General features: G+C 62.6%; 15 protein-coding genes and 1 pseudogene. 6 read left to right on the top strand and 10 right to left on the bottom strand.

The window, feature by feature from the left end:
- Positions 1 to 123: 123 nt before the first annotated feature.
- The 4 genes from HMPREF2635_RS01745 to HMPREF2635_RS01730 form a co-directional block, all read right to left on the bottom strand.
- On the bottom strand, positions 124 to 312 hold the full coding sequence (locus HMPREF2635_RS01745; protein WP_010189818.1) for a helix-turn-helix domain-containing protein: 189 nt from the start codon (positions 310 to 312) through the stop codon (positions 124 to 126).
- Positions 313 to 512: 200 nt separating this feature from the next.
- Positions 513 to 1,304: a pyrroline-5-carboxylate reductase gene (proC, locus tag HMPREF2635_RS01740; protein ID WP_070513468.1), complete on the bottom strand. Its 792-nt coding sequence runs from the start codon at positions 1,302 to 1,304 to the stop codon at positions 513 to 515.
- 162 nt (positions 1,305 to 1,466) lie between these two features.
- On the bottom strand, positions 1,467 to 2,336 hold the full coding sequence (locus HMPREF2635_RS01735) for a hypothetical protein (RefSeq protein WP_070513471.1): 870 nt from the start codon (positions 2,334 to 2,336) through the stop codon (positions 1,467 to 1,469).
- A gap of 9 nt (positions 2,337 to 2,345) precedes the next feature.
- Positions 2,346 to 3,275: a Ppx/GppA family phosphatase gene (locus tag HMPREF2635_RS01730; RefSeq protein WP_083312729.1), complete on the bottom strand. Its 930-nt coding sequence runs from the start codon at positions 3,273 to 3,275 to the stop codon at positions 2,346 to 2,348.
- A gap of 33 nt (positions 3,276 to 3,308) precedes the next feature.
- Here HMPREF2635_RS01730 and HMPREF2635_RS01725 point away from each other — a divergent pair, with 33 nt between their 5' ends.
- Positions 3,309 to 4,190 (top strand): DUF3109 family protein, encoded by an 882-nt coding sequence (locus HMPREF2635_RS01725; protein WP_070821182.1) that lies wholly within the window; start codon positions 3,309 to 3,311, stop codon positions 4,188 to 4,190.
- Here the strand turns inward: HMPREF2635_RS01725 and HMPREF2635_RS01720 are convergent.
- From HMPREF2635_RS01720 to mshA, 4 genes are all read right to left on the bottom strand, one after another.
- On the bottom strand, positions 4,187 to 4,885 hold the full coding sequence (locus tag HMPREF2635_RS01720; protein WP_070821181.1) for a response regulator transcription factor: 699 nt from the start codon (positions 4,883 to 4,885) through the stop codon (positions 4,187 to 4,189). The genes HMPREF2635_RS01725 and HMPREF2635_RS01720 overlap by 4 nt on opposite strands.
- Complete coding sequence (locus tag HMPREF2635_RS01715) at positions 4,882 to 6,147, bottom strand: sensor histidine kinase (RefSeq protein ID WP_046647817.1); 1,266 nt, start codon at positions 6,145 to 6,147, stop codon at positions 4,882 to 4,884. The genes HMPREF2635_RS01720 and HMPREF2635_RS01715 overlap by 4 nt, the downstream gene beginning before the upstream one ends.
- A 75-nt stretch (positions 6,148 to 6,222) precedes the next feature.
- Complete coding sequence (locus tag HMPREF2635_RS01710; RefSeq protein WP_046647908.1) at positions 6,223 to 6,972, bottom strand: phosphoglyceromutase; 750 nt, start codon at positions 6,970 to 6,972, stop codon at positions 6,223 to 6,225.
- Between the two features lie 89 nt (positions 6,973 to 7,061).
- Positions 7,062 to 8,327 carry a D-inositol-3-phosphate glycosyltransferase gene (gene mshA / locus HMPREF2635_RS01705; RefSeq protein ID WP_046647818.1) on the bottom strand — a complete coding sequence of 422 codons (1,266 nt, stop codon included), beginning with the start codon at positions 8,325 to 8,327 and terminating at the stop codon, positions 7,062 to 7,064.
- A gap of 76 nt (positions 8,328 to 8,403) precedes the next feature.
- Between mshA and HMPREF2635_RS01700 the strand changes: the two genes are divergently transcribed.
- On the top strand, positions 8,404 to 10,116 hold the full coding sequence (locus HMPREF2635_RS01700) for a long-chain-fatty-acid--CoA ligase (protein ID WP_046647819.1): 1,713 nt from the start codon (positions 8,404 to 8,406) through the stop codon (positions 10,114 to 10,116).
- A gap of 165 nt (positions 10,117 to 10,281) precedes the next feature.
- Entirely contained in the window at positions 10,282 to 12,021 is a 1,740-nt protein-coding gene (locus HMPREF2635_RS01695) for a long-chain-fatty-acid--CoA ligase (protein ID WP_070821180.1), read from the top strand.
- Here HMPREF2635_RS01695 and HMPREF2635_RS01690 read toward each other — a convergent pair.
- Positions 12,018 to 13,016 (bottom strand): hypothetical protein, encoded by a 999-nt coding sequence (locus HMPREF2635_RS01690; RefSeq protein ID WP_141761669.1) that lies wholly within the window; start codon positions 13,014 to 13,016, stop codon positions 12,018 to 12,020. The genes HMPREF2635_RS01695 and HMPREF2635_RS01690 overlap by 4 nt on opposite strands.
- Positions 13,017 to 13,317: 301 nt before the next feature.
- On the opposite strand from HMPREF2635_RS01690, the gene HMPREF2635_RS01685 reads away from it, so the two are divergent.
- Positions 13,318 to 22,275: a type I polyketide synthase gene (locus HMPREF2635_RS01685; RefSeq protein WP_070821178.1), complete on the top strand. Its 8,958-nt coding sequence runs from the start codon at positions 13,318 to 13,320 to the stop codon at positions 22,273 to 22,275.
- Positions 22,276 to 23,278: 1,003 nt separating this feature from the next.
- Here HMPREF2635_RS01685 and HMPREF2635_RS13590 read toward each other — a convergent pair.
- Complete coding sequence (locus tag HMPREF2635_RS13590) at positions 23,279 to 23,722, bottom strand: hypothetical protein (protein ID WP_239663585.1); 444 nt, start codon at positions 23,720 to 23,722, stop codon at positions 23,279 to 23,281.
- Between the two features lie 18 nt (positions 23,723 to 23,740).
- Here HMPREF2635_RS13590 and istA point away from each other — a divergent pair, with 18 nt between their 5' ends.
- Positions 23,741 to 25,321 (top strand): IS21 family transposase, encoded by a 1,581-nt coding sequence (gene istA, locus HMPREF2635_RS01675; RefSeq protein ID WP_168167650.1) that lies wholly within the window; start codon positions 23,741 to 23,743, stop codon positions 25,319 to 25,321.
- Between the two features lie 141 nt (positions 25,322 to 25,462).
- Positions 25,463 to 25,668, top strand: a pseudogene (locus HMPREF2635_RS01670) (ISL3 family transposase); the annotation flags it as partial.

Here is a 25,668-nt window from a genome sequence, read left to right as displayed (position 1 = left end):
GTGCCGAAACGAATGTTCACTATCTTACCTAGTGGCCTGCCCAGCACCAAAACTAACGGCAGCGCCCACCGCCGTGGACCGCGAGGGTCCGCAGTGGTGGGCGCTGTCAGAGAGAGGTGTGCGCTAGGCTCCGTACACGGAAGCCTCAAGGTATTCCTTGACGGCGGATTCGTGAACGCGGAACGAGCGTCCCACGCGCACTGCCGGCATGTCACCTGCATGAACCAACCTGTACACCGTCATCTTGGAGACACGCATGATCTCCGCAACTTCGGCGATGGTCAGGAAAGTTCCCTTATCTTCATTCGTCATAGTTTATTTAACCCTTCAGCACGTGACGCGCTGTAGGCTTCCCCTCCCACAGGACTATCACGCACGCGCTCCTGCCAGCTTAGCGTGAAACCTGTGACTAATGCGACCCAAGTGCTAATTTTTTCCTCTTTCACACCGTTGTTCCCCATCAAGCCCGAATGACAACAGGTGTCACATCGCTCCCAGGGCGGTGGAGAACTCTAGGCAAGTTCCTGCGCACGCTGGGAACATGCCTCAGCGGCGCGGAAAAAGGCGCCTCGAAGTCCGGACTCCTCGAGCTCGCGAAGGGCAGCGGCAGTGGTTCCCCCCGGGGAGGTTACCCCTGCGCGCAAAGCGACCGGATCCTTACCGGATTCAGCCAACATTTCACCCGCGCCCTGTGCAGTGCGGGTGGCCAGCTTCTCGGCAACGTCGCGGGTGAGGCCGAGTTGTACGCCGGCATCAATGAGCGCTTCGGTGACTAGGAAGTAGTAGGCAGGTGCAGAGCCGGCCAGGGCGGTAGCGGCATCGATGTGTTTTTCTTCGATGACGGCGACCTCACCGACGGCCTCCAGCAGTTTGACCACGCCGTCGAGCTGCTCCTTCGTGACGTGGGAACCACCCGCGCAGGTGCACATGCCCTTGCCCACCAACATGGGGGTATTCGGCATGACGCGGACGACGGGCACGCCCTCGCCTGCGGCCTTCTCCAGGGTGTCGAGGGTCAGACCAGCCGCCATGGAGGCAACCACCGCTGTCTTGGGGATGTCGAGCCCATCGAGAAGTTCCTCGATGGCATAGGGCTTCACACACGCAAAGATGTAGTCGGCGCCGTCGATCGCCGCAGCATTATCGCTGGTAACACTTACGCCGTAAGCGTCCTTCAGCTCCTCACCACGCTCGGAGCGGCGGTTGGTCACCACAATGTCCGCGGCCTCGTAGCCTGCGTTCACCAGCCCGGAAACTAGGGCTTCGCCGATTTGTCCTCCACCAAGTACTGCAATTTTTGTCATGCATCCCAGGGTGCCAGAAAGGCTAGGATGCGGCCACCAGGTCAAGGCTGTGCACGCAGGCTGACCCCGCGCATGCAAAAGGCATCTGTCAGAAGGCGTTTTCAGGGGCAAAGATACCTTGTGACAGATGCCTTATGAGAAGGTGTCCTATGGAGCTAATTCTTACATCACAACGAGCAGCGGGCCGAAGGTAAGCACGAGGCCGGCAACGGCTGCGAGGAACATCGACAAACCATCGCGGCTGGTACGCAGTGCGTGGACGATTCCGACGATGACGCCAGTGACGACGACGCCGAGCACGACGACGACTAGGCGGTCGAAGCGGTCCCAGAGAATTTCAAAGCCCTTGAATACGATTGCACCGAGCACGATACCCACGAGGGCGAGCAGGACGACGGCGAAGGGGTTGAGCTTGCCCTCCTCCTCGTCGTCGTAGTCTTCGTCGTACTCTTCACGGTCCTGATCGACTGCCTCGAGCTCCCCCGTGGTGAAGGTGTCATCCTCGGTTGCTACCGCAGCCGCCGGTGCGGTCTTGTCAGCGACCTTTGTTTCGACCTTATCGTCGGTTTTTTCTTCGACCTTCGACTCGGCCTTAGCCTCAGTCTTCTTTGCCTCAGCCTTCTCCTTAGGCTCGTCCTTGACCTTTTGGATAACACGCGTGTCCTCATCAGAGGGCTGGGAGCGCTTGGTCTCCGGCTCAGCTGACTTCTCTACTGGGACAGCAGCAGCCTGAGGCTTGTCAGCCTTCTTCTTGGATTCCTCCTGCTGAGGAGTCTCCTGCTTAGGCTGTTCCTTCTGCTCCTTCTTCGGTGCAGGAATGACCGGGGCCGTTTCGTCAATGGAGACGCTGGAGTGCTTTGCCTCGGCCGGAGTTGCCTTGACCCTCTCAAGATTGCCGGTCAGCTCCGCAACCGAGATGCCGCCTTCATCAAGGCTGCGACGACGGCGGCGCGGGGCCTTCTCCTCGCCGGGTCGGTTCTTCGCGTTACGGGCCAGCAGCTCCGCAACTGTCAACTGTTTCTTGTCAGCCACGTTTCTTTCCTATTCCAGTCCCTTATCGGTACGGCGCAAAATGACACCTTCTCGGAGAGCCCAGGGGCAGATCTCCAACTTTTCGATTCCCAGGGCACGCATGCTCGCCTCGGCAACAAGCGCGCCGGCGACGATCTGATGCGATCGGGTAGAACTTACACCCTCAAGGTCTGCCCTGTCAGCTGCAGTCATACGAGAGATGAAGGAAATCAGCTGGCGCAGACCCGGTGCAGTGAGGGTGCGCTTGACGTAGGGACCCGCCGATGACGGTGCGGCACCGGTCAAACGAGCCAGCGTGCGGAAGGTTTTCGAAGTTCCTACGGCCAAACCAGCGGGGCCCAGTGCGCGCATTTTATCGGCCACGCCGACCAGTTCCGCGTCAATGTAATCCCGCAGCAAGTTCACCTTGGACTTCTCCGGCGGGTCCGTATCAAACCAGTTGTGGGTCAGGCGGCCAGCTCCCAGGTCGAGGGAGAAGGCCATCTCCGGATGCTCGTCGGTACCGGTGGATAGCTCCAGCGAGCCACCACCAATATCGAGGTTGGTAATGCGGCCAGCGGACCAGCCGTACCAGCGACGCGCTGCCAGGAAGGTCAAGCGCGCTTCCTCTTCGCCCGACAGGATCTCTAGGCGCACGCCGGTTTGCTTTTCCACTTCGTCAAGGACCTTGGCCGAGTTCGTGGCCGAGCGCACGGCGGAGGTAGCAAAGGCGATGAATTCATCACAGCCCAGCTTCTGGCCCAGCTCAGCGGCCTCACCCACGGCGGAAATGAGCTTCTTCATGCCCTTCTCGTGGATGTTGCCGTCCTTGTCTAGCTGTTCCACCAGACGCAGCGGGGTCTTCCAATCGCTCATCGGCGAAGGCCGCCCACCGGTTGCGGCGTCGACCGCAACAAGATGGACGGTATTACTTCCGACGTCTAATACACCTAATCGCACGCCTCCAGAGTAGTAGGTCTACCGTGGGTAGGTGTGAATCGCCCGAAATCGAATGAAGTTTACCTGGGTTTTCCTGCCTCCTCCCCTGCGGCAGCATCCATCTTGGCCGGCCGCGAAAAGGCCCCCGACTTCCCCAAAGAGTGGTTTGAATTTACTGATCCGAACGATCCACTCCATGTCTTCTCTATCGACCTGACCTGGCTCGAATCGCACTATGCCTGCCAGTTTGGGACCGAGAGGTGCCACGGCATCGATAAGCAACAGCCCGACGTCGGCTGCTGCGTGCACGGTGCGTACATGGCTGATGAGACAGACAGAGAGCAGCTTCACGACGCCGTCTCCCGCATGCCCGCCCGCTTCTGGCAGCACCGCCCAGAGGGGGTAGATGAATTCCTCCAACACGGAGAACCTGAGGAGCTGGAACCCTGGCTGGAATGGGATGAGCTCGACGGCGATGATGGCGAGCCGGAACCCGCGCTAAAGACGCCGCTTGTCGACGGCGCCTGCATCTTCGCTAACCGTGCCGGCTGGCCCACGGGCGCGGGCTGCGCTATCCACCAATGGGCGCTCGAGGCGGGCGAGGAGCTTACCGTGGTCAAGCCCGAGGTGTGCTGGCAGCTGCCCATTCGCCGACACGAAGACTATGAGGAGCGCCCCGACGGGGAGGAAATCCTGCGGACCACTATCGGCGAATACGATCGCCGCGGGTGGGGCAACGGCGGCGAGGACTTCGATTGGTATTGCTCGGCGGATCCCTCCTGCCACATAGCGGATGAGCCGCTGTGGAAGTCACAGAAAACCGAGCTCATCGCGCTACTTGGCGAGGAGAGCTACGAGATTCTGGCCAAGCACTGCGAGGCTCGGGCGCGCTCCGGGGTCGACTTCCCGCGGCACCCGGCGGACCCCCGCGCTTAAGCCTCGAACTTGTAGCCGAGGCCGCGCACCGTCACGAGCTGCTGCGGGTGGGAAGGCTCGGCTTCGATCTTGGAGCGCAGGCGCTTGACATGAACGTCGAGAGTCTTGGTGTCACCCACGTAGTCGGCGCCCCAGATACGGTCGATGAGCTGTCCGCGGGTCAACACGCGCCCAGCGTTGCGCAGCAAGTACTCGAGAAGGTCGAATTCCTTGAGCGGCATGGAGACCGGTTCACCGGCGACGAGCACGGTGTGTCGCTCGACGTCCATGCGCACACGGCCGCCTTCTAGAATCTGATCGTCCGGTTCCTCCTCGGCGTTGTCAGAGGAAACGTCGTGGCCGCGGCGCAGCACCGCACGGATGCGGGCGATGAGCTCACGGGAGGAATAAGGCTTGGTCACATAATCATCCGCGCCGAGCTCTAGGCCCACGACCTTGTCAATCTCTGAGTCGCGCGCGGTCACCATGATCACCGGCACGGAGGACGTCGTGCGCAATTGCTTGCAGACGTCGGTTCCAGACATTCCCGGCAGCATAAGGTCCAGCAGGACGATGTCTACGTTATTTGCCGCAAACTGTTCGAGCGCGCTGGGCCCGTCTGGGGCGAGGAGTACGTCGAATCCCTCCTTTCGGAGGAGGAAGGCGAGGGGATCGGCCAGCGACTCTTCATCTTCAACGATGAGGATGGTGGTCATTGCGCTTTATCCTTTCGACGAGCTGCTACACGCGCCACGGCGCGCTGCAAACCAGGGGCGGCAGAGCTGACGGCTCCGTCTTCTATATTATCCCGATTAATAAGATTATCTGTTGGCTTTTCTTCCGCATATATAGGGAGCTCGATAGTGAACGTCGAGCCGGTGCCAGGACGCGACCACAGCTTGATGTTGCCGCCGTGATTAGCCACGACGTGCTTCACAATGGCCAGGCCCAGGCCCGTTCCGCCGGTCTGCCGGGAGCGCGCCTTGTCCACGCGGAAGAAGCGTTCAAACACGCGCTTTTGATCCTCTGGGGCGATGCCAATGCCGCGGTCCGTGACGCGAATGTGAACGACCTTCCCGCCGACCACCTTCTGCGTTACCGACACCGGTAGTTCATCTGGCGAATAGTGGATGGCGTTGGAGATCAGGTTGGAAATCGCCGTCACCAGGAGGGACTTATCTCCCATCACCTTGACGCCTGCGGATTCGCCGCGGGTGAGCTGGTTGTGGTGGGAATCGGCAGCGAGTTGGTTGCGGGTGATGGCTTCATCAATGACCTCATCGAGGTCGAGCGGCTCCATCTCCGGGAGGGCCTCCGCACCCTGCAGCTTGGACAGGGAGATGAGCTCGCTGACCATGTCCGCCATGCGCGCCGCTTCCTTCTGCACCTTGCTACCGAAGTACTCGACATGCTCGGGGTCCCCGGTGTCCTGGAGGAGTGCCTCGGCCAGCAGGGCGATGCCTCCCACTGGGGTCTTCAACTCGTGAGAAACATTGGCCACAAAGTCGCGGCGAGCGGATTCCATGCGCACCGATTCGGATTCGTCGGTGCCGTAGACGATGACGAAGCGATCATCGTTGAGCGTCAGCGGCTGGACCACTGCGCGCACCTGAATCACGCGGTTACCGGTGCGCCGTTTGGGGATGGCGAGGTCCAGTGTGCGGGTCTCTTTGTCTTCAAAGACCTCTTCTGCGACCTTCCAAATGTCGGGGTTCACCGCACGGTCGTGCACCATCGACATTTCATGGGCAGCGGGGTTAGAGAAGATGACCTCTTTCGTGCGCGAAAGCACAGTCATTCCAGATGGGGAACCCCCCACGGCGAGGTGCAGAACCTGGCTAACACTGGTGACCTGGTTAGCGTCTGCATCACGAACGCGGCGGCGCTCCATCCGTTCACGGATCCGGGTGATCACCGGTATGGCCAGGCCGCAGGCCACCACACCGGCGAGGAAAGCGAGTACCAGTTCCACAATCATTCACACCCCTAGAAAGAATCCCCAAGGAGTATAGGCTCCCTGGGGATCGTGCGCAGCACGCAGCTTCCTGGGCGGTTACTTCTTTCCGCCCTGGGCAGCCACGGCAGCGGCGCCGGCAGCAGCAGCTTCCGGATCCAGGTACGTGCCGCCCGGGTTCACAACCGAACCGTCCTCGGTGATCTCGTAAACCAGCGGGATACCGGTCGGAATATTGAGGCCGGCAATCTCCTCATCGGAGATCTGGTCTAGGTGCTTGACCAGCGCACGCAGGGAGTTACCGTGCGCGGCGATGAGAACGGTCTCGCCCTTCTTGGCGCGCGGAAGGATCTCCTCCTCGAAGTAAGGAACGAAGCGCTCGACGACGTCCTTCAGGCACTCGGTGCGCGGGACGGTCTCCAGGTTGGCGTAGCGGACGTCGTTGGCCTGGGAGTACTCGGAAGAGTCCTCCAGCTCCGGCGGCGGGGTGCCGTAAGAACGGCGCCATGCCATGAACTGCTCCTCGCCGTACTTATCCTTGGTCTCTGCCTTGTTAAGGCCCTGCAGGGCGCCGTAGTGGCGCTCGTTGAGGCGCCAGTCGCGCACAACCGGGATCCAGTGGCGGTCAGCCGCGTTGAGTGCAATATTGGCGGTGCGGATGGCACGGCGCAGCAGGGAGGTGTAGACGATATTCGGCAAGATGCCCTGTTCCTTGAGCAGCTCGCCGCCACGCTTGGCCTCGCCCTCGCCCTTGGCGGTGAGGTTGACGTCAACCCAACCGGTGAACTGGTTGGACTCGTTCCATTCGGACTGTCCGTGTCGAAGTAGAATCAGCTTTCCGTTACTCATAAACACCAGCATGCCACGTTTTTCGACAGCCCGCCTGTGAACCCGAGCACATCACCCCTAAGTGTGGGTTTATGCCCACTTGTGTGGGATTAATATCCGATTGCCCGGCGCGCGTGGCAATCCGGAATCTCGATACTCATCGCATCGGCGTAAATATTCTCCAACTGGGTGGCGGCCGCTGCCCAACTGAACTGCTGGGCGTGATCGACGGCGGCTTCTCCCATGGCGATGCGGCGGGGGTCGTCGTCAAGCAGCTGTTCCAATGCGTCCGCCCAGTCCTGCGCTGAGTGTGAGTGGACGAGCAAGCCCGTGTCACCGTCCGCGACGGCGATGGGCAGCCCACCGACGGCCGCCGCCACCACGGGAGTTCCGGAGGCCTGCGCTTCCATGGCCACCAGCCCGAAGGACTCGTTATAGCTGGGCACCGCAACAATGTCCGCAGCCTGGTAGATGGCCACGAGCTCTTGGGGTGGGCGCGGGCTCAGGAAACGCACGACGCGCTCCACCCCCAGCTCGCGGGCAAGGTTGTGGTAGGCATCCGGCGAGGAATTCGCCCCGGAGGCACCACCACAGATGACCACGCGCAGGCGGCGATCCGGATCGCGCTCCATCAGCTCCGCGGCGGCGCGGATGAGCACGTCGGGGCCCTTGAACTTTTGCAGGCGGCCCACGAACGCCACCACCTTGGTGTGCAGCGGGATGCCCAGCTGGCGGCGCGCGCGTTCCGTCATGCGGTCCGTTCCCGGGGTATACAGCTCGGTGTCCGCCCCCGGGGAGACCACGACGATATTCTCCGGCGAGGCGTCGTAGTGCTCGATCAGATCGCGGGTTTCCTGGGCGGTGTTGACCACCAGGATGTCGGCGTTATCCACCAGTTGCTGCTCGCAAATGCGACGTGCCTCGGTTTCCGGGGTGTCATCGAGCGTGCGGTGCACGTTCTTCACGGCAGCCAAGGTGTGCGCGGTATGGACGAGAGGGATATCCCACAGATCGCGCAACAACCATCCCACCTGGCCGGAGAGCCAGTAGTGGGAGTGGATGACGTCATACTCCACATCAAAACAGCGCGCGAAGTTGAAAATGCCGCCCGTGAACGCGGCCAGCTGGGTGGGCAGCTCCTCTTTACTGAGACCTTCATAGGGCCCCGCCACAATGTTGATGACGCGCAGGCGCTCCTCGACGTCCACCACTTCCCCCTGACTGGGGCGCGTAGCGCGAGTGAAAATATCGACCTCCACGCCGAGGCGCGCGAGCTGACGGGCAGTGTTGAGGACGTAGACGTTCATGCCGCCCGCGTCCCCGGCTCCGGGCTGCTCGAGGGGCGAGGTGTGCATGGAAATCATCGCGATGCGCATAGTTTTCCAGTGTATCCCGAAACAACCCGCGTTATACTGGCCCGTACCTTAACCTACGCGACCGAAAGGTGAATCGATGTCGGCATACGAGTCCAAGGCGTGGCTGAAGTACTACCCAGAATGGACCCCGCACACCCTGGAGTACGGAGACACCACGCTTCTCGACGTCTACGACAACAACCTCGCGCTTCATCCCGATAAGCCGGCAACCTACTTTTTCGGTCGCACGCAAACCTACGCCGAGCTGGACAAGCAGGTCCGCCGCGCAGCCGCCGGTCTGCGCGCCTTCGGCGTGCGCCCGGGAGACCGCGTTGCCATCGTCGCCCCCAACTGTCCACAGTTCATCTCTGCTTTCTGGGCCGTGCTTAAGCTGGGCGCCATCGCGGTGCTGCACAACCCGCTCTACACCGCCCACGAGCTGGAGGGTCTGTTTAAGAACCACGGCGCGCGAATCGCCATCGCGTGGGATAAGACGGCCTCCACGTTGGAGAAGCTGCGCCCGACGACCTCCCTGGAGACCGTCGTCTCCATCAACATGATCAACGCGATGCCGACTCCGCAGCGCCTGGCCCTGCGCCTGCCTATTCCGCCGTTGAAGTCCAAGCGCGATCAGCTCACCGCCCCAGCTCCGAATACGGTGCCGTGGGAATCCCTCGTTGGCAACGCCATCGGCGGCGATGGTTCCGATGTCATCACCCCGGAAGAAGTCACCAAGGACACCACCGCGCTCATCCTCTACACCTCCGGCACCACCGGCAACCCCAAGGGCGCGGAGCTGACCCACGGCAACCTCTTCTCCAACCTCTTGATGGGCAAGCACTGGGTACCGGGCTTGGGTGATTCCCCCGAGCGCATGCTCGCCGCACTCCCCTTCTTCCATGCCTACGGCCTGACCATGAACGCCACCCTGGCGCCGCTCATCGCCAGCGAATTGGTGCTGCTTCCTAGCCCGCAGATGCCGCTCATCATGGACCTGATGAAGAAGCACACCCCGACCTGGGTTCCGGGTGTACCGACCTTGTACGAGCGCATCGTGGCAAAGGCGGAAGAAGACGACGTTTCCCTCGACGGCGTGCGCGCGGCCTTCTCCGGTGCGTCCACCCTGCCGGTCAACACCGTGGAGAAGTGGGAGAAGTACACCGGCGGCATGCTCGTGGAAGGCTATGGCCTCACGGAGTGTTCGCCGATCATCGTGGGTAACCCCATGAGCGATGATCGCCGCCCCGGCTACGTGGGAATCCCTTTCCCGGACACGGAGATTCGCATCGCCAACCCGGACAACCTGGATGAGACCATGCCCGATGGTCAGGAGGGCGAGGTTCTCGCTCGCGGCCCGCAGATTTTCAAGGGTTACTTCGGCGATGAGGAAGCCACTAAGAAAGCCTTCCACAATGGCTGGTTCCGCACGGGTGATATGGGCGTGATGGAAGAGGACGGTTTCATCCGTCTAGTCAGCCGCATCAAAGAAATCATCATCACCGGTGGCTTCAACGTCTACCCGGGCGAGGTTGAGGAAACACTGCTGGACCACCCGGACGTGGCGGAGGCCGCCGTGGTGGGCCGCCCGCGTTCGGACGGCTCCGAGGACGTCGTGGCCTGCATCGTGCTGAACGACGGCGCCGCGCTCGATCCCGACGGCCTCAAGAGCTTCTGCCGCGAGCGCCTCACCCGCTACAAGGTTCCGCGCACCTTCTACCACTTCGAGAAGCTGGCCACGGACCAGCTGGGCAAGATTCGCCGCCGCGAGGTTCAGCAGGATCTGCTCGAGCGTCTCAAGGCCGAGAAGTAGCACTCCATAACCCCGGAGCGATCCCTGCGTGATAAACGCACATCGCCGGGGTTATTGCATGCTCACTGCTTTAAGCAACTTTGCTAAGTTTTGCGAGACTTCTGTCACAGATTGGTTATACTGTTCCAAACATAACAAGTTTGACCACCTAAGGAGTTCGTGAACATGACCGAATCCCCTGCCCAGGCCTCCTCCGCCTTTGAGTCGAAAGCCTGGCTCCAGTATTACCCTGAGTGGACTAAGCCCAATCTGGATTACGGCACCGAAACGCTCTTGGACTCCTACCGAGAAACCGTGGAAGAGTTCGGCGAAAGGCCCGCCACGTGGTTCTTTGGCCGCCAAATGACCTACCGCGAACTCGATACCCACGTGCGCGCCGCCGCGGCGGGCCTCAAAGCCTTCGGTATTCGCCCCGGCGATCGCGTCGCCGTAGCGCTCCCCAACTGCCCCCAGCACGTGGCGGTCTTCTACGCCATCTTGAAACTCGGGGCGACCGTCGTGGAGCACAACCCGCTCTACACCGCGGCTGAGCTCGAGCCCCTCTTCCAAGATCACGCCGCCCGCGTGGCCGTGGTGTGGGATAAGGCGAGCCCGGTCTTTGAGGAGCTGCGTGATACCACGCCGCTAGAAACGATCGTTACAGTCAACATGATCGAGGCCATGCCGCGCCCCAAGCAGCTGCTACTGCGCTTGCCACTTCCCATCATTAAGGACAAGCGCGCCGAACTTTCAGTTCCCGCCCCTAACACCGTTCCGTGGAGCACGCTCACTGGGCGCGCCATCGGCGGACAAGGCCAGAAGCTACAGGATGCCAAGGTCAACCGCGAAGATACCGCGCTGATCCTTTACACCTCCGGAACCACTGGCAAGCCCAAAGGCGCGGAGTTAACCCACTCCAACCTGTACTGCAACATGAAGATGGCGGAAGCGTGGGTCCCCGAAATCGGCAAGAAGCCCGAGCGCATGCTCGCTGCCCTCCCCCTCTTCCACGTCTATGGCCTCACCCTCATCGCAGCCCTCGGCGTACACATTGGCGGCGAGTTGGTCCTCACCCCGGCGCCAAAGATTCCGCTGCTCCTCGACATTATGAAGAAGCGCCGCCCCACGTGGATGCCGGGTGTGCCCACGATCTACTCCAAGGTCATGGAGGCAGCCAAGGAACAGAACATCGATCTCCATGGCATCGAAAACAGTCTCTCGGGTGCAGCGGCGTTGCCAGAGGACATCGTTGAGGAATGGGAAACACTCACCGGTGGCCTACTCGTGGAAGGCTACGGGCTCACGGAAACCTCGCCGATTGTCGCTGCAAACCCGCTCAACACGAGCCGCCGCCCCGGCTACATCGGCATTCCCTTCCCGGATACCGAGGTGCGCATCGGCAACCCAGACAACCTCAGCGAGACCCAGCCGGATGGCACCGCGGGCGAGCTCCTCGTGCGCGGCCCGCAGGTATTCAAGGGTTACTTCAACATGCCTGAGGCCACCGAGCAGTCCTTCCACGATGGTTGGTACCGCACGGGCGACATGGCGATCATGGAATCCGATGGCTTCATCAAGATCGTCTCCCGCATCAAGGAGATGATCATTACCGGCGGCTTCAATGTGTACCCGGCCGAGGTGGAAGACGTTATCCGCCAGCACCCGGACGTCACCAACGTGGCCATCGTCGGCCGCCCGCGCGCGGATGGCTCCGAGGATGTCGTGGCCTGCATCATCCTGGAGGATGGCGCGGTGCTCGATCCGGAGGGCCTCAAGGACTACTGCCGCGAGCGCCTGACCCGCTACAAGGTACCGCGCACCTTCTACCACTTCGAGCACCTGGCCTCCGACCAGCTGGGCAAGGTCCGCCGCCGCGAAGTGCAGAAGGACCTCCTGAAACTGCTCGGCGAAGAGGCTCCCGCCTAGGCCGCGCGGTCGATATAGCGCATCACACGCGTGGGGTTGAAGGTTCGGTAGAACGCTTCACCAGCCCGGACAAGCTGGCTCACCAACGTGCTGAGCTGCCAATCTAGCTGTTCGTCGGTGTAGCCCCACTTCGTGGGAATGCGGGCCGTGGTCACCAAAACGAGGTCCTGCTCTTGGCCGCCATCGAGGTTTACCGCCTCGATGCGCGCGGAGTAAACGTATTGATCATCGTTCATAAACTCAGCCCAGCGCACGAGCGCATCCAGGTCACACGCGCAGCGGCCGGAGGGGGTGACGAGGCTGAGCTCAATATCCCCGGAGCCATCGAGGGCGGATTCAATGGCGATCGTGTGCTCATTGATGAGGATGCTCACGGCCCCGTTCTTGTTATCCACCACGTGGATGGGCGTGCCGATCATCGCCAAGCGTGTGGCGCGTTCATGTACCCGCCACATCCCCACTACTGACACCCCATAGGCCTCACTGAAATAGTGAGGCGACACCGGCTTGAGCCCAGAGCCTTTCCGCGGCTTTGAGCGATCTTCCGGAAATTGCTCATCCAAGCGCGCGAAGACCGCTGACATCTCGGCCGCATAGCCCGCGATAATGCTCTTGAGCTGAGCATTCGTGGCCGTCGACGGCAGATAGGGCGGCGCGAAGACCCGCAGGTGGGTATGCATAGCGGAGCTTCCACAGGGCTCGGCCACGAGGCTGCCGGATATTGCACCGCCGTTGAGATCGTTGACTTCCATACGCAACGGCTGCCGGTCCGGGTCGAAGCACACCGCGCCGCCCCAATACCCAAGGACGCAGAGGCCGCCCATCTCTTCGTTGACGTCGATGCTTAAGAATCCGCCCGCAATCTTGATGGTGGGCATGCCGGTCGAGGAATCCTCCTCAAGCTTTCCGGCCAGCTTGGTCATGGTTTTGATAACTCGGCTTTTGCTGAGCCGAGCCGGTGTCTTAGTCGTTTTCTCTGGTGTTGATTGAGACATAGTCCCCCCTAGTTTTTCTTTTCATTCATGCTGCGCGGGCCGATGCCGAGCCACCCCTGCTCCTCCCCGAGCCGCTGCAGTGAGCCCGAGGATACAAAAGGTTGGGCAACTTCGCGCGGCGAGCGCTGAGAAAGAGTGCCCCCGCCACCAAACGTGAGAAAAACCTCACATTTTCCGCGCGGGAGACAGCTTTGCGCGAAAGCTTCGACTACGGTGGCACATCATGATTGTTCTGTAGGGCTAACTAATCCTGCCCACAGCTCTTCATAAAACCGTTCCCCATCAGCTCAAAAGAGGAAAGATGCCTGTTACTATGCTGCATTCCATGCCCCGCCCGGCCGTGCTTTTCGCCGGACAAGGCTCCGATTGGCAGGGTTTCATCACCACCGCCGCGCAGACTGCCGCCACCGCTGACTCCCTGCGCGAGGCCCTCGCCCAGGCCCGCAGCCTCACCGGCCCCGCCGCACGCACCATTGCCTCCACGTGCCCTGGCGCACTTGAGCGCCTCGAGCAGCTCATTGATGGTTCCGTCGAGCCCAATTCCCTCGACTCTCTGCCGGCAGTGTCCATCCCCGGCATCGTCCTTGGCCAGATTGCTGCCATCGAGCAGCTGCGTGATCTCGGCGTCGACATCGACGAGCGCGCTGGGCATTCGCAGGGAAGCTTGGGCGAGATGGCCGTCGACAAGCCAGTAGAAGCCCTGGCTCTGGCCATCCTGATGGGCACCGCAGCCAGCGCGGTCAACGGCTCCGACCCGCGCCCCCAGATGCTGTCCATCCGGGGCCTGGAGCGCAGCTTCGTCACTGAGCACCTACACGGCACCGCAGCCATCGCCGTGGTCAACGGCCGCCGCCACTTCGCGCTGTCCGGCAACCCGGAGGACCTGGCTGCCACCCGCACCGCCATCGAAGAGGCCGTGAAGAGCTTCAACGCCGAGCTGGAGAAGCGCACCATCGGTGGCGATGAGCTCAGCCCGCGCTTCGATGAGCTGCCCGTGGCCCTTCCCTTCCACAACGCGGTTCTCGCGCCGGCGGCTGAGCGCACCGTGGCGCTGGCTCAGAAGTGCGGCCTCGACGTGGATGAGGCCCGCACCCAGGCCGAGGCCATCCTGGTCAACGAACACGACTGGCCGGCCACGCTGGCCGCGCTCAACTCCGAGCACCTCATCGTTCTCGACCGCGCCTTGGCGAACATCACCCGCCGCGTGGTGCAGGGAACCGGGGTGACGGTGGTCTCCGCCGCCACCCCGCAGGAGCTCGATGCGCTGGCGACGCCGGGCAATGAACTGCCCAAGGCCCTGAACTACGCTGACTTCGCCCCGCGCACCATCGAGCTTCCGAACGGCCGCACCTATACCCAGACCCGCTTCTCCGATCTCACGGGCCTGTCCCCGATCATGCTGGGTGGCATGACGCCGACCTCCGCTGATGGAGAGATCGTGGCCGCGGCAGCCAACGCCGGCCACTGGACGGAGATGGCCGGCGGCGGCATGTACTCCGATGAGGTTTTCCGCGCCCACCTGGCCACAATGGAGCAGCACCTGCGCCCGGGCCGCACGGCGCAGTTCAACACCATGTTCTTCGACCGCTTCCTGTGGAACCTCCACTTCGGCCAGGCGCGCATCGTGCCCAAGGCGCGCGCGGCCGGTGCGGCTTTCAACGGCGTGTGCATCTCCGCCGGCATTCCGGAAGTAGAGGAGGCCGGCGAGCTGCTGGACCGCCTCCACGCCGACGGTTTCCCCTTCATCTCCTTCAAGCCCGGTACCGCAAAGCAAATCCGCGATGTCCTGGCCATCGCCACGGCCTACCCGGAGGATCGCATCATCATGCAGGTCGAGGACGGCCACGCCGGCGGCCACCACTCCTGGGTCAACCTGGATGACATGCTGCTGGATACCTACGCCGAAATCCGCCAGCACCCCAACGTCTACCTGGCAGTCGGCGGCGGCATCGCCTCCCCGGACCGCGCCACCTCCTACCTCACCGGTGAGTGGGCGAAGAAGCACGGTATGCCGGCCATGCCTGTCGACTCCGTCTTCCTCGGCACCGTCGCCATGGCCACCAAGGAGGCCAAGGCCACTGATTCGGTGAAGGACCTGCTGGTCAACACCGCCGGTATCAGCCCGGAGCAGAACGACGGCTGGGTAGGCCGCGGCACCGGTGCGAACGGCGTGGCATCCTCGCAGTCCCACCTTTTGGCAGATATCCACGACCTCGATAATTCCTTCGCCGCAGCTTCTCGTCTGATTACGAGCCTGAGCATCGAGGAGTACCCAGCACACCGCCAGGAAATCATCGACGCCCTGGCCAAGACCTGCAAGCCCTACTTCGGCGATGTCGAGTCCATGACCTACGCCGAGTGGATCGAGCGTTTTGTGACGCTGGCCCACCCGTTTGTGGATCCGAGCTGGGATGACCGTTTTCTCGATCTCCTGCACCGCGTCGAAGCCCGCCTGAACCCAGCGGATCACGGCCAGATTGAAACCCTCTTCACCTGTGTTGAGGACGTTCACGATGCGCCGCAGGCCGTGGCCAAGCTGCTGGATGCTTACCCCGCCGCACGCACCACCGAGGTCTCGGCGCGCGATGCCGCCTGGTGGATTTCCCTGCACTACAAGCACGTCAAGCCCATGCCGTGGGTGCCGGCCCTGGACGGTGACCTGAAGTCCTGGTTCGGCAAGGACACGCTCTGGCAGGCGCAGGATGAGCGCTACACCGCTGACCAGGTGCGCATCATCCCCGGCCCCGTGGCCGTGGCGGGCATTACCAAGAAGAACGAGCCGGTTGCAGACCTGCTTGCCCGCTTCGAACAGGCCACCACGGATGCGCTGCTGGAGCAGGGATCGACCCCGCAGAAGGCTTTCTCCCGCCTGAATTCCGCCGCCGATGAGGCCGCGTTCCTGCGTACTTCCCCGACCCTGCTGTGGCACGGCCACCTCATGGCCAACCCGGCTTATGAGATGGATGAGAACGCCTTCGACCTGCGCCAGGATGCCGAGGGCAACTGGGAGATCGTCATCACGGCCGACTCCTACTGGGATGACCTGCCGGAGGAGCAGCGCCCCTTCTACGTCCGCGAGGTCACCGTCCCTGTGGACCTGCCGGAGGATGTAGCCACGGGTGGCTCCCCGGTGGTCTCCGAGGAGCGCCTGCCCAACTCCGTCTTCACCCTCCTGGAGGGCCTGGCTGGTGTCGGCTCCACGGCGGAGCAGGGCGATGAAATCACGGAGATGCCCACCGTCGAGTCGGGCTACTCCTTCCACTTCCCTGCCTCGCTGCTCTCCGCACACAGCGCGGTGACCTGCGGCGATGCTGCAGCCGAGAAGGCCGGCACCCCGGATGTTCTGGTCGGCCCGTGCTGGCCGGCCATCTACGCCGCGCTCGGCTCCGGCCGCCTGGAGGACGGCTACCCGGTCATCGAAGGCCTGCTCAACGCGGTGCACCTGGACCACGTCATCGACCTGCGCGTGCCGCTGGAGCAGCTTGCCGACGGCCGCCAGATCGACGTCACCTCCTCCTGCACCGCCATCGAGGAATCCGTCTCCGGGCGCATCGTCACGGTGGAGCTGGAGCTCAAGGACCACGCCTCCGGTGATGTCGTGGCCACGCAGATGCACCGCTTTGCCATCCGTGGCCGCGCCACCGGCACCGCCGCACCGAGCCAAGCACCGGAGTGGGGCGGCGGCAAGTCCGCCACCAAGGTGGTGCCGACGCCGCGCTCCTTCGTCGACCGCGCCACCGTCACCGCCCCGCAGGACATGACGCCCTTCGCTCTAGTCTCCGGTGACTACAACCCGATTCACACTTCCTATAACGCGGCCCAGCTGGTGAACCTACAGGCACCGCTGGTGCACGGCATGTGGCTCTCGGCCGCCGCACAGCAAGTGGCCGGGCGCCATGGCCGCGTGGTGGGGTGGACCTACTCCATGTACGGCATGGTGCAGCTGGGCGATGACATCGAGGTCACCGTTGAACGCGTCGGCCGCAAGGGCATCCACCAGGCCCTCGAAGTCACCTGCCGCATCGACGGCGAGGTGGTCTCCCGCGGCCAGGCCCTGCTTGCCGCGCCGACCACGGCGTATGTCTACCCCGGCCAGGGAATCCAGGCCGAAGGCATGGGCAAGGGCGACCGCCAGGCCTCCCCGGCAGCGCGCGAAGCGTGGCGCCGTGCTGATGCGCATACCCGCGAGAACCTCGGCTTTAGCATCCAGAAGGTCATCGATGAGAACCCGACGGAGCTCACCGTCCGCGGCACCACCTTCCGACACCCGCAAGGCGTGCTGCACCTGACCCAGTTCACGCAGGTGGCCCTGGCTGTAGTGGCCTATGCCCAGACCGAGCGCCTGCGCGCCGAGGACGCCCTGGCCCCGACCTCCTACTTCGCCGGCCACTCCCTGGGCGAGTACACCGCGCTAGCCTCGCTGGCGAATATCTTCGACCTTGAAGGTGTCATCGACATCGTCTACTCCCGTGGTTCCGCCATGGGCAGCCTGGTCCCGCGCGATGCGGAGGGCAACTCCGAATACGCCATGGCGGCACTGCGCCCGAACATGGCGGGCATTGATGCCGACAACGTCGACGCCTGGGTGGCTGAGGTCGCCGAGGCCACCGGCGAGTTCCTGGAGATTGTTAACTACAACATCCGCGGCCAGCAGTACTCCGTCGCCGGCACCAAGAAGGGGCTCAAGGCCCTGGTGGACAAGGCCAATGCCATCGCCCCGCGCGCGGCCGTCATGGTCCCGGGCATCGACGTTCCTTTCCACTCCCGCGTGCTGCGCGAGGGCGTTCCGGCCTTCGCGGAGAAGCTCGATGAGCTCCTGCCGCAGGAGCTGGATCTGGACGCCCTGGTAGGCCGCTACATCCCGAACCTGGTGGCCCGCCCCTTCGAGCTGACCCAGGACTTCGTCGATGCCGTGGCACCGCTGGCTCCCTCCGGCAAGCTGGACGGGCTGAAGGTGGAGGACCTCTCCGAGCACGAGCTCGCCCGCCTGCTGCTCATCGAGCTGCTGTCCTGGCAGTTCGCTTCGCCCGTTCGTTGGATTGAGACCCAGGAACTCCTCTTCGGCAAGGTCGAGCAGATCATCGAGGTCGGCCTGGCTTCTTCCCCGACGCTGACCAACCTGGCCACCCGCTCGCTGGCCGTCGCCGGCATCCCGGAGGGCACCATCCGCGTGCTCAACGTGGAGCGCGACCAGGAGCAGGTCATGCTTGCCGACGTCTCCGAAGCCCCCGCCGCCGAACCGGCTCCGGAATCCGACGCCGAAGAGGCACCGCAGGCGAACGAAGCACCAGTCGAAACTGCCGAGGCTCCGGCCGCCGCACCAGCTCCTGCACCTACCGCGGCAGCTGCGAGCGACGCCCCCGAGCTGCGCTTCGGCGCCGCCGAGGCCATCATGGTGCTCTTCGCCTTCCAGAACAAGATCCGCGTGGATCAGATCGCGGACTCCGACACCGTGGAGGAGCTGACCAACGGTGTGTCCTCGCGCCGTAACCAGCTGCTCATGGACATGTCCGCGGAGATCGGCGTGCCGGCCATCGATGGCGCCGCCGATGCCGACGTGGCAACGCTGCGCGAGAAGGTCGCCACCGCCGCCCCGGGCTACTCCGCTTTCGGCCCGGTGCTGGGTGAGGCCGTCGGCGCGCGCCTGCGCCAGCTCTTCGGCGCTGCGGGCCTCAAGCCCACCGCCGTGGCGGACTACGTCACCGGCACCTGGGGCCTGCCCGAGTCCTGGGTTGCCCACGTCGAGGCTGAGATTCTGCTGGGCTCCCGCGAGGAGGACTCCGTGCGCGGCGGCTCGCTGAGCACCGTGCCGGCGAGCGCTACCTCCAAGTCCGCAGCACACGAGCTGATCGACGCCGCCGTCCAAGCCGTCGCCGCTACCCACGGTGCATCCGTGTCCAAGGGCGCGGCCGCCGGTGGTGCCGGTGGCGGTGCCGTGGTCGACTCCGCTGCGCTCGATGCCTTCGCCGAGACCGTCACCGGTGAGAGCGGCGTGCTGGCTACTGTCGCCCGCCAGGTTCTCTCCCAGCTGGGCTTGGACTCCGAACCGGAGCTCATCGAGGCACCTGATACCACCGTCATCGATGCCGTCGAGGCAGAGCTCGGCTCCGGTTGGCTCAAGTCCGTCACGCCGTCCTTTGATGCGAACAAGGCCGTGCTTTTCGACGACTCCTGGGCCATCGCCCGCGAGCGCCTCGCCCGCCTGGCACTGGGCCAGGCCGAGTACCCGGTGGACAGCTTCCGCGGTGCCGGCGAGGACCTGGCCCGTCAAGCCCGCTGGTGGAAGCGCGAGGATATCGCCAAGGCCGCCGTGGACACCACGCCCGGCGCGTTCGCCGGTGAGGTCGCCTTGGTCACGGGTGCTGCCCCTGGTTCCATCGCCACCGCGTTGGTGGAGCGCCTGCTGGAGGGCGGCGCCACGGTCATCATGACCGCCTCCCGTGTCAGCCAGGCCCGCAAGGAATTCGCGCGCACGCTCTACGCCGAGCACGGCGCTGCCGGTTCCGCCCTGTGGCTGGTCCCGGCGAACCTGTCCAGCTTCCGCGATATTGACGCGCTCATCGACTGGATCGGCTCCGAGCAGCGCGAGTCCGTGGGCAACGAGGTCAAAATCCTCAAGCCGGCCCTCACGCCGACGCTGGCCTTCCCCTTCGCCGCGCCAAGTGTCTCCGGTTCGCTGGCGGATGCCTCCGGCACCACCGAGGCCCAGGCCCGCCTGCTGCTGTGGTCCGTGGAGCGCACCATTGCGGGGCTGGCAAGGCTGAGCCAGGAGGATGTGGACAAGCGCTGCCACGTTGTCCTTCCGGGCTCGCCCAACCGCGGCACCTTCGGTGGCGACGGCGCCTACGGCGAGGTCAAGGCCGCACTCGATGCCATCCTCAACAAGTGGAAGGTCGAAGCCGGCTGGCCGCAGGGTGTCACCCTGGCGCAGGCCAAGATCGGCTGGGTCGCCGGCACGCACCTCATGGGCGGCAACGATGGGCTGGTGCCCGCTGCCGAGAAGGCTGGCATCAAGGTGTGGAGCCCGGAGGAGATTTCTTCCGAGCTCATGGACCTGGCCAGCGCCGATTCGCGCGAGCAGGCAGCGCACGCCCCGGTGGAGAAGGACCTCACCGGCGGCTTGGAGGGCTTCTCTCTCAAGGAGCTCACCGCAGATGTGGAACCGGCAGGAACCACTGGCGCAGCTGCACATGAGGAAAAGGACGCCCCCGCCACCATCACCGCACTGCCCAACCAGGTACAAGCAGTACAGCCTGGCCTGGAGGAAGAAATCGGCCAAGTCACCACGGACCTGGAGGACATGGTGGTCATCGCCGGTATCGGCGAGGTCTCCTCGTGGGGCTCCGGCCGCACGCGCTTCGAGGCCGAGTATGGCCTGCAGCGCGATGGTTCCGCGGAACTGACCGCCGCTGGCGTACTGGAGCTGGCCTGGATGACCGGGCTGGTGGAATGGCGCGAGGACCCACACCCGGGCTGGTTCGTCGTGGAGAGCGATGAGGAGATCGCCGAGGAGGACATCTTCGAGCGCTTCCGCGATGAGGTCGTCGCACGCTCCGGCGTGCGCACGCTGACGGATAAGTACCACCTCACCGACCGCGGCTCCATCGATCTCACCACCGTCTTCCTGGACCGCGACGTCACCTTCACCGTGGATTCGGAGGCCACCGCCCGCGATATCCAGGAGGCGGACCCGGAGTTCGTCAGCATCGCCGAAGTGGAGGGCGAATGGCAGGTCACCCGCCGCCAGGGTGCCACGGTCAAGGTGCCGCGCAAGGCTACGCTGACCCGCACCGTGGCCGCGCAGATGCCGGATGACTTCGACGCCGCCAAGTGGGGAATCCCGGAGCACATGCTCGACTCCCTCGACCGCATGGCGGTGTGGAACCTGGTCAGCGCGGTGGATGCCTTCACCCAGGCCGGCTTCTCCCCGGCGGAGCTGCTGCGCTCCATCCACCCGGGCCAGGTGGCCACCACGCAGGGCACAGGTATCGGCGGCATGGAGTCCCTGCACAAGGTATTCGTTTCCCGCTTCTTGGGCGAGGACCGCCCCTCCGACATCTTGCAGGAAGCACTGCCCAACGTCATCGCGGCGCACACTATGCAGTCGCTCGTGGGCGGCTACGGTTCCATGATTCACCCGATTGGTGCCTGCGCTACCGCAGCGGTGTCGATTGAGGAAGCCGTGGACAAGATTGCCCTGGGCAAGGCCGACGTGGTCGTGGCCGGCGGTATCGACGATGTCCAGGTGGAATCCCTCCAGGGCTTCGGCGATATGAACGCCACCGCGGAGACCGCGAAGATGACCGCCAAGGGAATCGATGATCGCTTCATCTCCCGCGCCAATGACCGCCGCCGCGGCGGCTTCCTCGAAGGCGAGGGTGGCGGCACGGTCCTGCTGGTTCGTGCCTCACTAGCAGCCGACTTAGGACTGCCGGTGCTCGCAGTGGTCGCGCACGCCGCCTCCTATGGCGACGGTGCCCACACCTCCATCCCGGCCCCTGGCCTGGGTGCGCTGGGTGCTGGCCGTGGTCGCGAGAACTCTCGTCTCGCACGCTCGCTGCGCGGACTGGGCCTGACGCCAAACGACGTCTCGGTCCTGTCCAAGCACGACACCTCCACCAACGCCAACGACCCGAACGAGTCCGAGCTGCACTCCATCCTGTGGCCAGCTATCGGCCGCGACGCGGACCAGCCGATGTTCGTCATCTCGCAAAAGACGCTCACCGGCCACTCCAAGGCGGGTGCCGCGCTCTTCCAGACCGGCGGTATCATCGACGTCTTCCGCACCGGCCGCATCCCGGCCAACGTGTCGCTGGACTGCGTTGATCCGCTCATCGCGCCGAAGGCGAAGAACCTGGTGTGGCTGCGTTCGCCGCTGGATCTGGCAGCCGCGGGCCGCAACGTGAAGGCCGCGGCGCTGACCTCGCTTGGCTTCGGCCACGTCAGCGCGCTCATCGTCTACGCCCACCCCGGCGTGTTCGAGCAGGCCGTGTCTCAGCAGCGCGGGGCGGATGCAGCTGCCGAGTGGCGTGAGCACGCCGAGCAGCGCCTGCGCGCCGGCCGCGCACACTTCGAGGCCGGAATGCTGGGCCGCGCCCCGCTCTTCGAGGTCATCGAGGGCCGCCGCCTACCGCACGCCGACGCCAAGGTGATGATTGACGGCTACGGTCTCGTCGACGCCGACAAGGCCGCGGAAATCTCCATGCTCCTCGACGCCGATGCGCGCCTGGGCAGCAACGGTGAATTCCCGGGTGCGTAACCTCTAGCAATTAGGGCCAGTTCAAGTACGAACTGGCCCTTTCCTTTCGGACTAACCTCGTTTCGCTCAATGTCGCGACGATATTTGCTCACCAACGCTTTTCAATTAAATGTTCCATCACACGCTTTCAAACATCCGCCGAAAAATATTGACAAGCATGATTACGGAATCAGCGATTATGCCAGCTTCACGGCGCGATGAGTTCGGTGCGTGTTTTATCGAATGAGCTAACGAAACTGCCTTACGAACAAAACTACGCAGTTCACTATTCGCTGGTCCTGGAAGTTCTACTTCAACAACTCGTGCCAGCCGGTTTTTGAGTTTCCCTCATTAAATTTATCCGCATCATCACCATTCCGTAAGTGACGAGTTTCGTCAAAGGCTACGCGGTTCAATTCATGTTGGCGGACATGAAAAACTGACCAGTGGCGGACACGGGATTTAGGGGTTTGGGGAGTTTTTATTGGGGGTAGGAAAATAAGGGGTCTTCATCCGATGTTCGATAGAAGAGTCTAACCGGACTCATCTAGCGAAAAGCATGGACGGACCTGACTCCGTCTCTAATCAGCAGCAATTGTCTTCTAGAAGAAGCAGGGGTGAAGTTGAGGTGTCAGGCCTGTGGCCCCGCCGTCGCCGATGGTGACTCCAACACCGGGTTCCTCGTGCCTATCGAAGGCAACCACAGCACGCGGCCGCGCGCCGTCGGCACGTTCCGTGAAATCACATGTGCCAAGCTTCACGGACCTCATGCCACAGGTGCGCCCGACACCGAACAACACGGCTCCCATCGGTCGGCTGATGCACCACGTCATCGTCGTTCGGACTCGAGGAGCATCCCAGCGCTAGATCGACGTCACAACAGGGCTCTGAACCAGAGGGGATAAGTTCGCTTACCATACTCCAACAGGACGAGTCAATCATTCGAACACGCCCTGCCCCCGTGGTGTCCGCCACTGGTCGGTTTCTCATGGCCATAGGCGGACTTTTTTATGTCCGCCTCCGGTCAGCTTTTCATGTCCGCTAACAATTCATCGAGAATGCGAACCACCCGATTACCGACATCACTGAAGTCACTTTGAGTATTTGCAAAAGCAAACTTCTCACGGAGCTCCTTGATTTCTGTATCAATCCGCACCCATCCGGTAGAATCCCGCGGGCTAACAGGAGAAACCAATTTTCCTTGAAGCTGCGCATCTTCGAGGCCTTCGACATGCCTCTCAAACGGATCAAATATTGCGCTAAGAATCCGCCGTCTAGCTTGATAGCTTCCTTCAGCATCGTTCTGTTTCCAATAGTCTTTAAACGAAGACTCATGACGCGCGACGCTATTTAGTACCGGTAGGGCGGTATCGAGTACCGACCGGTGCGGATATCGGGTACCGGGGGTAGTTTTTGGGCACTCTTTAGTGGACGGCCCGCGCAGTGTGTACGTGTGGATCGCGTTCACGTGGAAGGAGTGATGGTGGTGACGGATTACCGTGCCATCATGTTTGCCTTGGTTGCCGGGAATCGTTCCTGGAACCAGATTCGAGCCGATTTAGGGGTCTCGAAGTCGACGATTGATAAGGGCAGTCGCGTTGTAAGGGACCATCAAATCGATGCTCGTGGGATTGCTGGATTGTCGAATGCCCAGTTAGAGGAGCTATTTCCGGATAACCGGCGTCGCAACGATGCGGAGTTCCTCGCACCGGATTTCAAAAAGGTTGCCGAGCGGATGGTCTCTGGCAAGCGCGTGACGTTGAAAGTCGCGCACGCCAAGTACCTGAAGTTACCTGTTGGTACTGGTCAGCGTCATTATTCGTATCGACAGTACTGTTCGCTGTTTGAGCATTATGTCGATGTTCATCAGCTGTCAGCGCAACTGAATCACGATCCCGGTGACGAGCTCATGGTGGACTGGTCGGGCGATGGAATGGTCGTTGTGGATCCGGTCTCGGGCCAGCGGTTTACCGCGCACTTGTTTGTAGCTTCATTGCCGCACTCAGGGATGAGGCATGTATCGGCGTGGCCGGATCAAAAAATGCGGTCGTGGCTTTTAGCCCACCGTGCGGCTTTGGAGTATTTCGGTGGTTGTCCGCTGCGGTTGATCCCGGATAACGCGCTTACAGCCACGCAACAGATTTCCCGTGGGCTGCGGGGGCGTATCCCGGTTGCGGAGTATTCCACATTTGCCGATTTCTATCAGATAGGTATTACTGCGGCGAAACGCTACCGGCCGCGGTACAAGGCGAATATTGAAAAGGCCGTGGATATTACCCAGCAATGGTGCGTAGAATACCTCGACGACCAGGAGCTCTACAGTTTCGACATGCTCAATAAAGCACTCGAGGACCAAAGCGATTTCATCAACGATCGCCGTCCCTACCGCGGGCAGGATATCTCTCGTCGCCAGTTGTTTGAAGACCATGAGCAACAGCTGCTGCGCCCGTTGCCCGACCGGCGGTGGTCGTGGTCGCGGTGGAAGAAGTCCAAGGTCGCAATGAACTACCACATCCGGATCGCCAATCACTGGTATTCAGTGCCGTGGAAGCTAGCGGGCAAGTTCGTCGACGTGCAACTCTTTGATGACTATCTGGATGTCTTCTACGACGGTGAGATTGTTGCTTTACATCGTATTGCCCCTGCTAATTATGGCTACTCCACCTTGGATGAGCATGTCCCCGACAACCATAAGGACTTAAACACCCAGTGGAACCGGCAACGCTTGGAAGACTGGGCGAAAAGTATTGGGACAGCGACAGCACAGCTCATCGGCCAGATGTTTAACGCTCGTAAAGTCGAAGCCCAAGCATATTCTAGCGTTCTGGGCGTACTGAACCTATCGCAAGGCTCCATCCACGCTCACCTGACCATTGTGATGGCGGCGATGGCCACAGGCCACGTGTTGGAAGAAGCCTCGGGCCTGTCGCTGAAGCGATTGGTACGAATCTTGAAGAAATACCGATCGTTTACCGTCGAAATCTCAGGCCACACACTCCACGCACAAACCGACCTGCCCGCCGGCGTCCGCGAACTCGCCGAAAAGCTACCCCAACTGTCTGACTAAAATGGCTCTTCCGGTTTTGGGGTGCGTAGCGGGGTGAGGTAGAACTCGACGGGATCAGCGGGTCAGCACAACATGTAGGGGTCCCTGGTGTGAAGATGAAAGTTCCTACACAACCATCTAAACCCACCAGGGACCCGTACTGTGAAGCCTACTGGAAACCTCGTTGCTGACACCATTTGCCGTACCGCGGAAATCGGACTTGCCATCACCGGTGCCGCTGATGCCGGAGCGCTGACCATCATTGAAGCCACGCCAGTAGCCGTTAGCGGCGTGTGCCCGGACTGCGGACAGCCTGGCAAGCTGCGCGACCACACCATCCGTCGACTCGTTGATCTTCCTGTCGTCGG

The organism is Corynebacterium sp. HMSC035E02, assembly GCF_001836065.1.
GTDB lineage: Bacteria > Actinomycetota > Actinomycetes > Mycobacteriales > Mycobacteriaceae > Corynebacterium > Corynebacterium hiratae.
The sequence above is the reverse complement of the archived record's forward strand: the minus strand, read 5'-3'. Positions and strand labels throughout refer to the sequence as shown.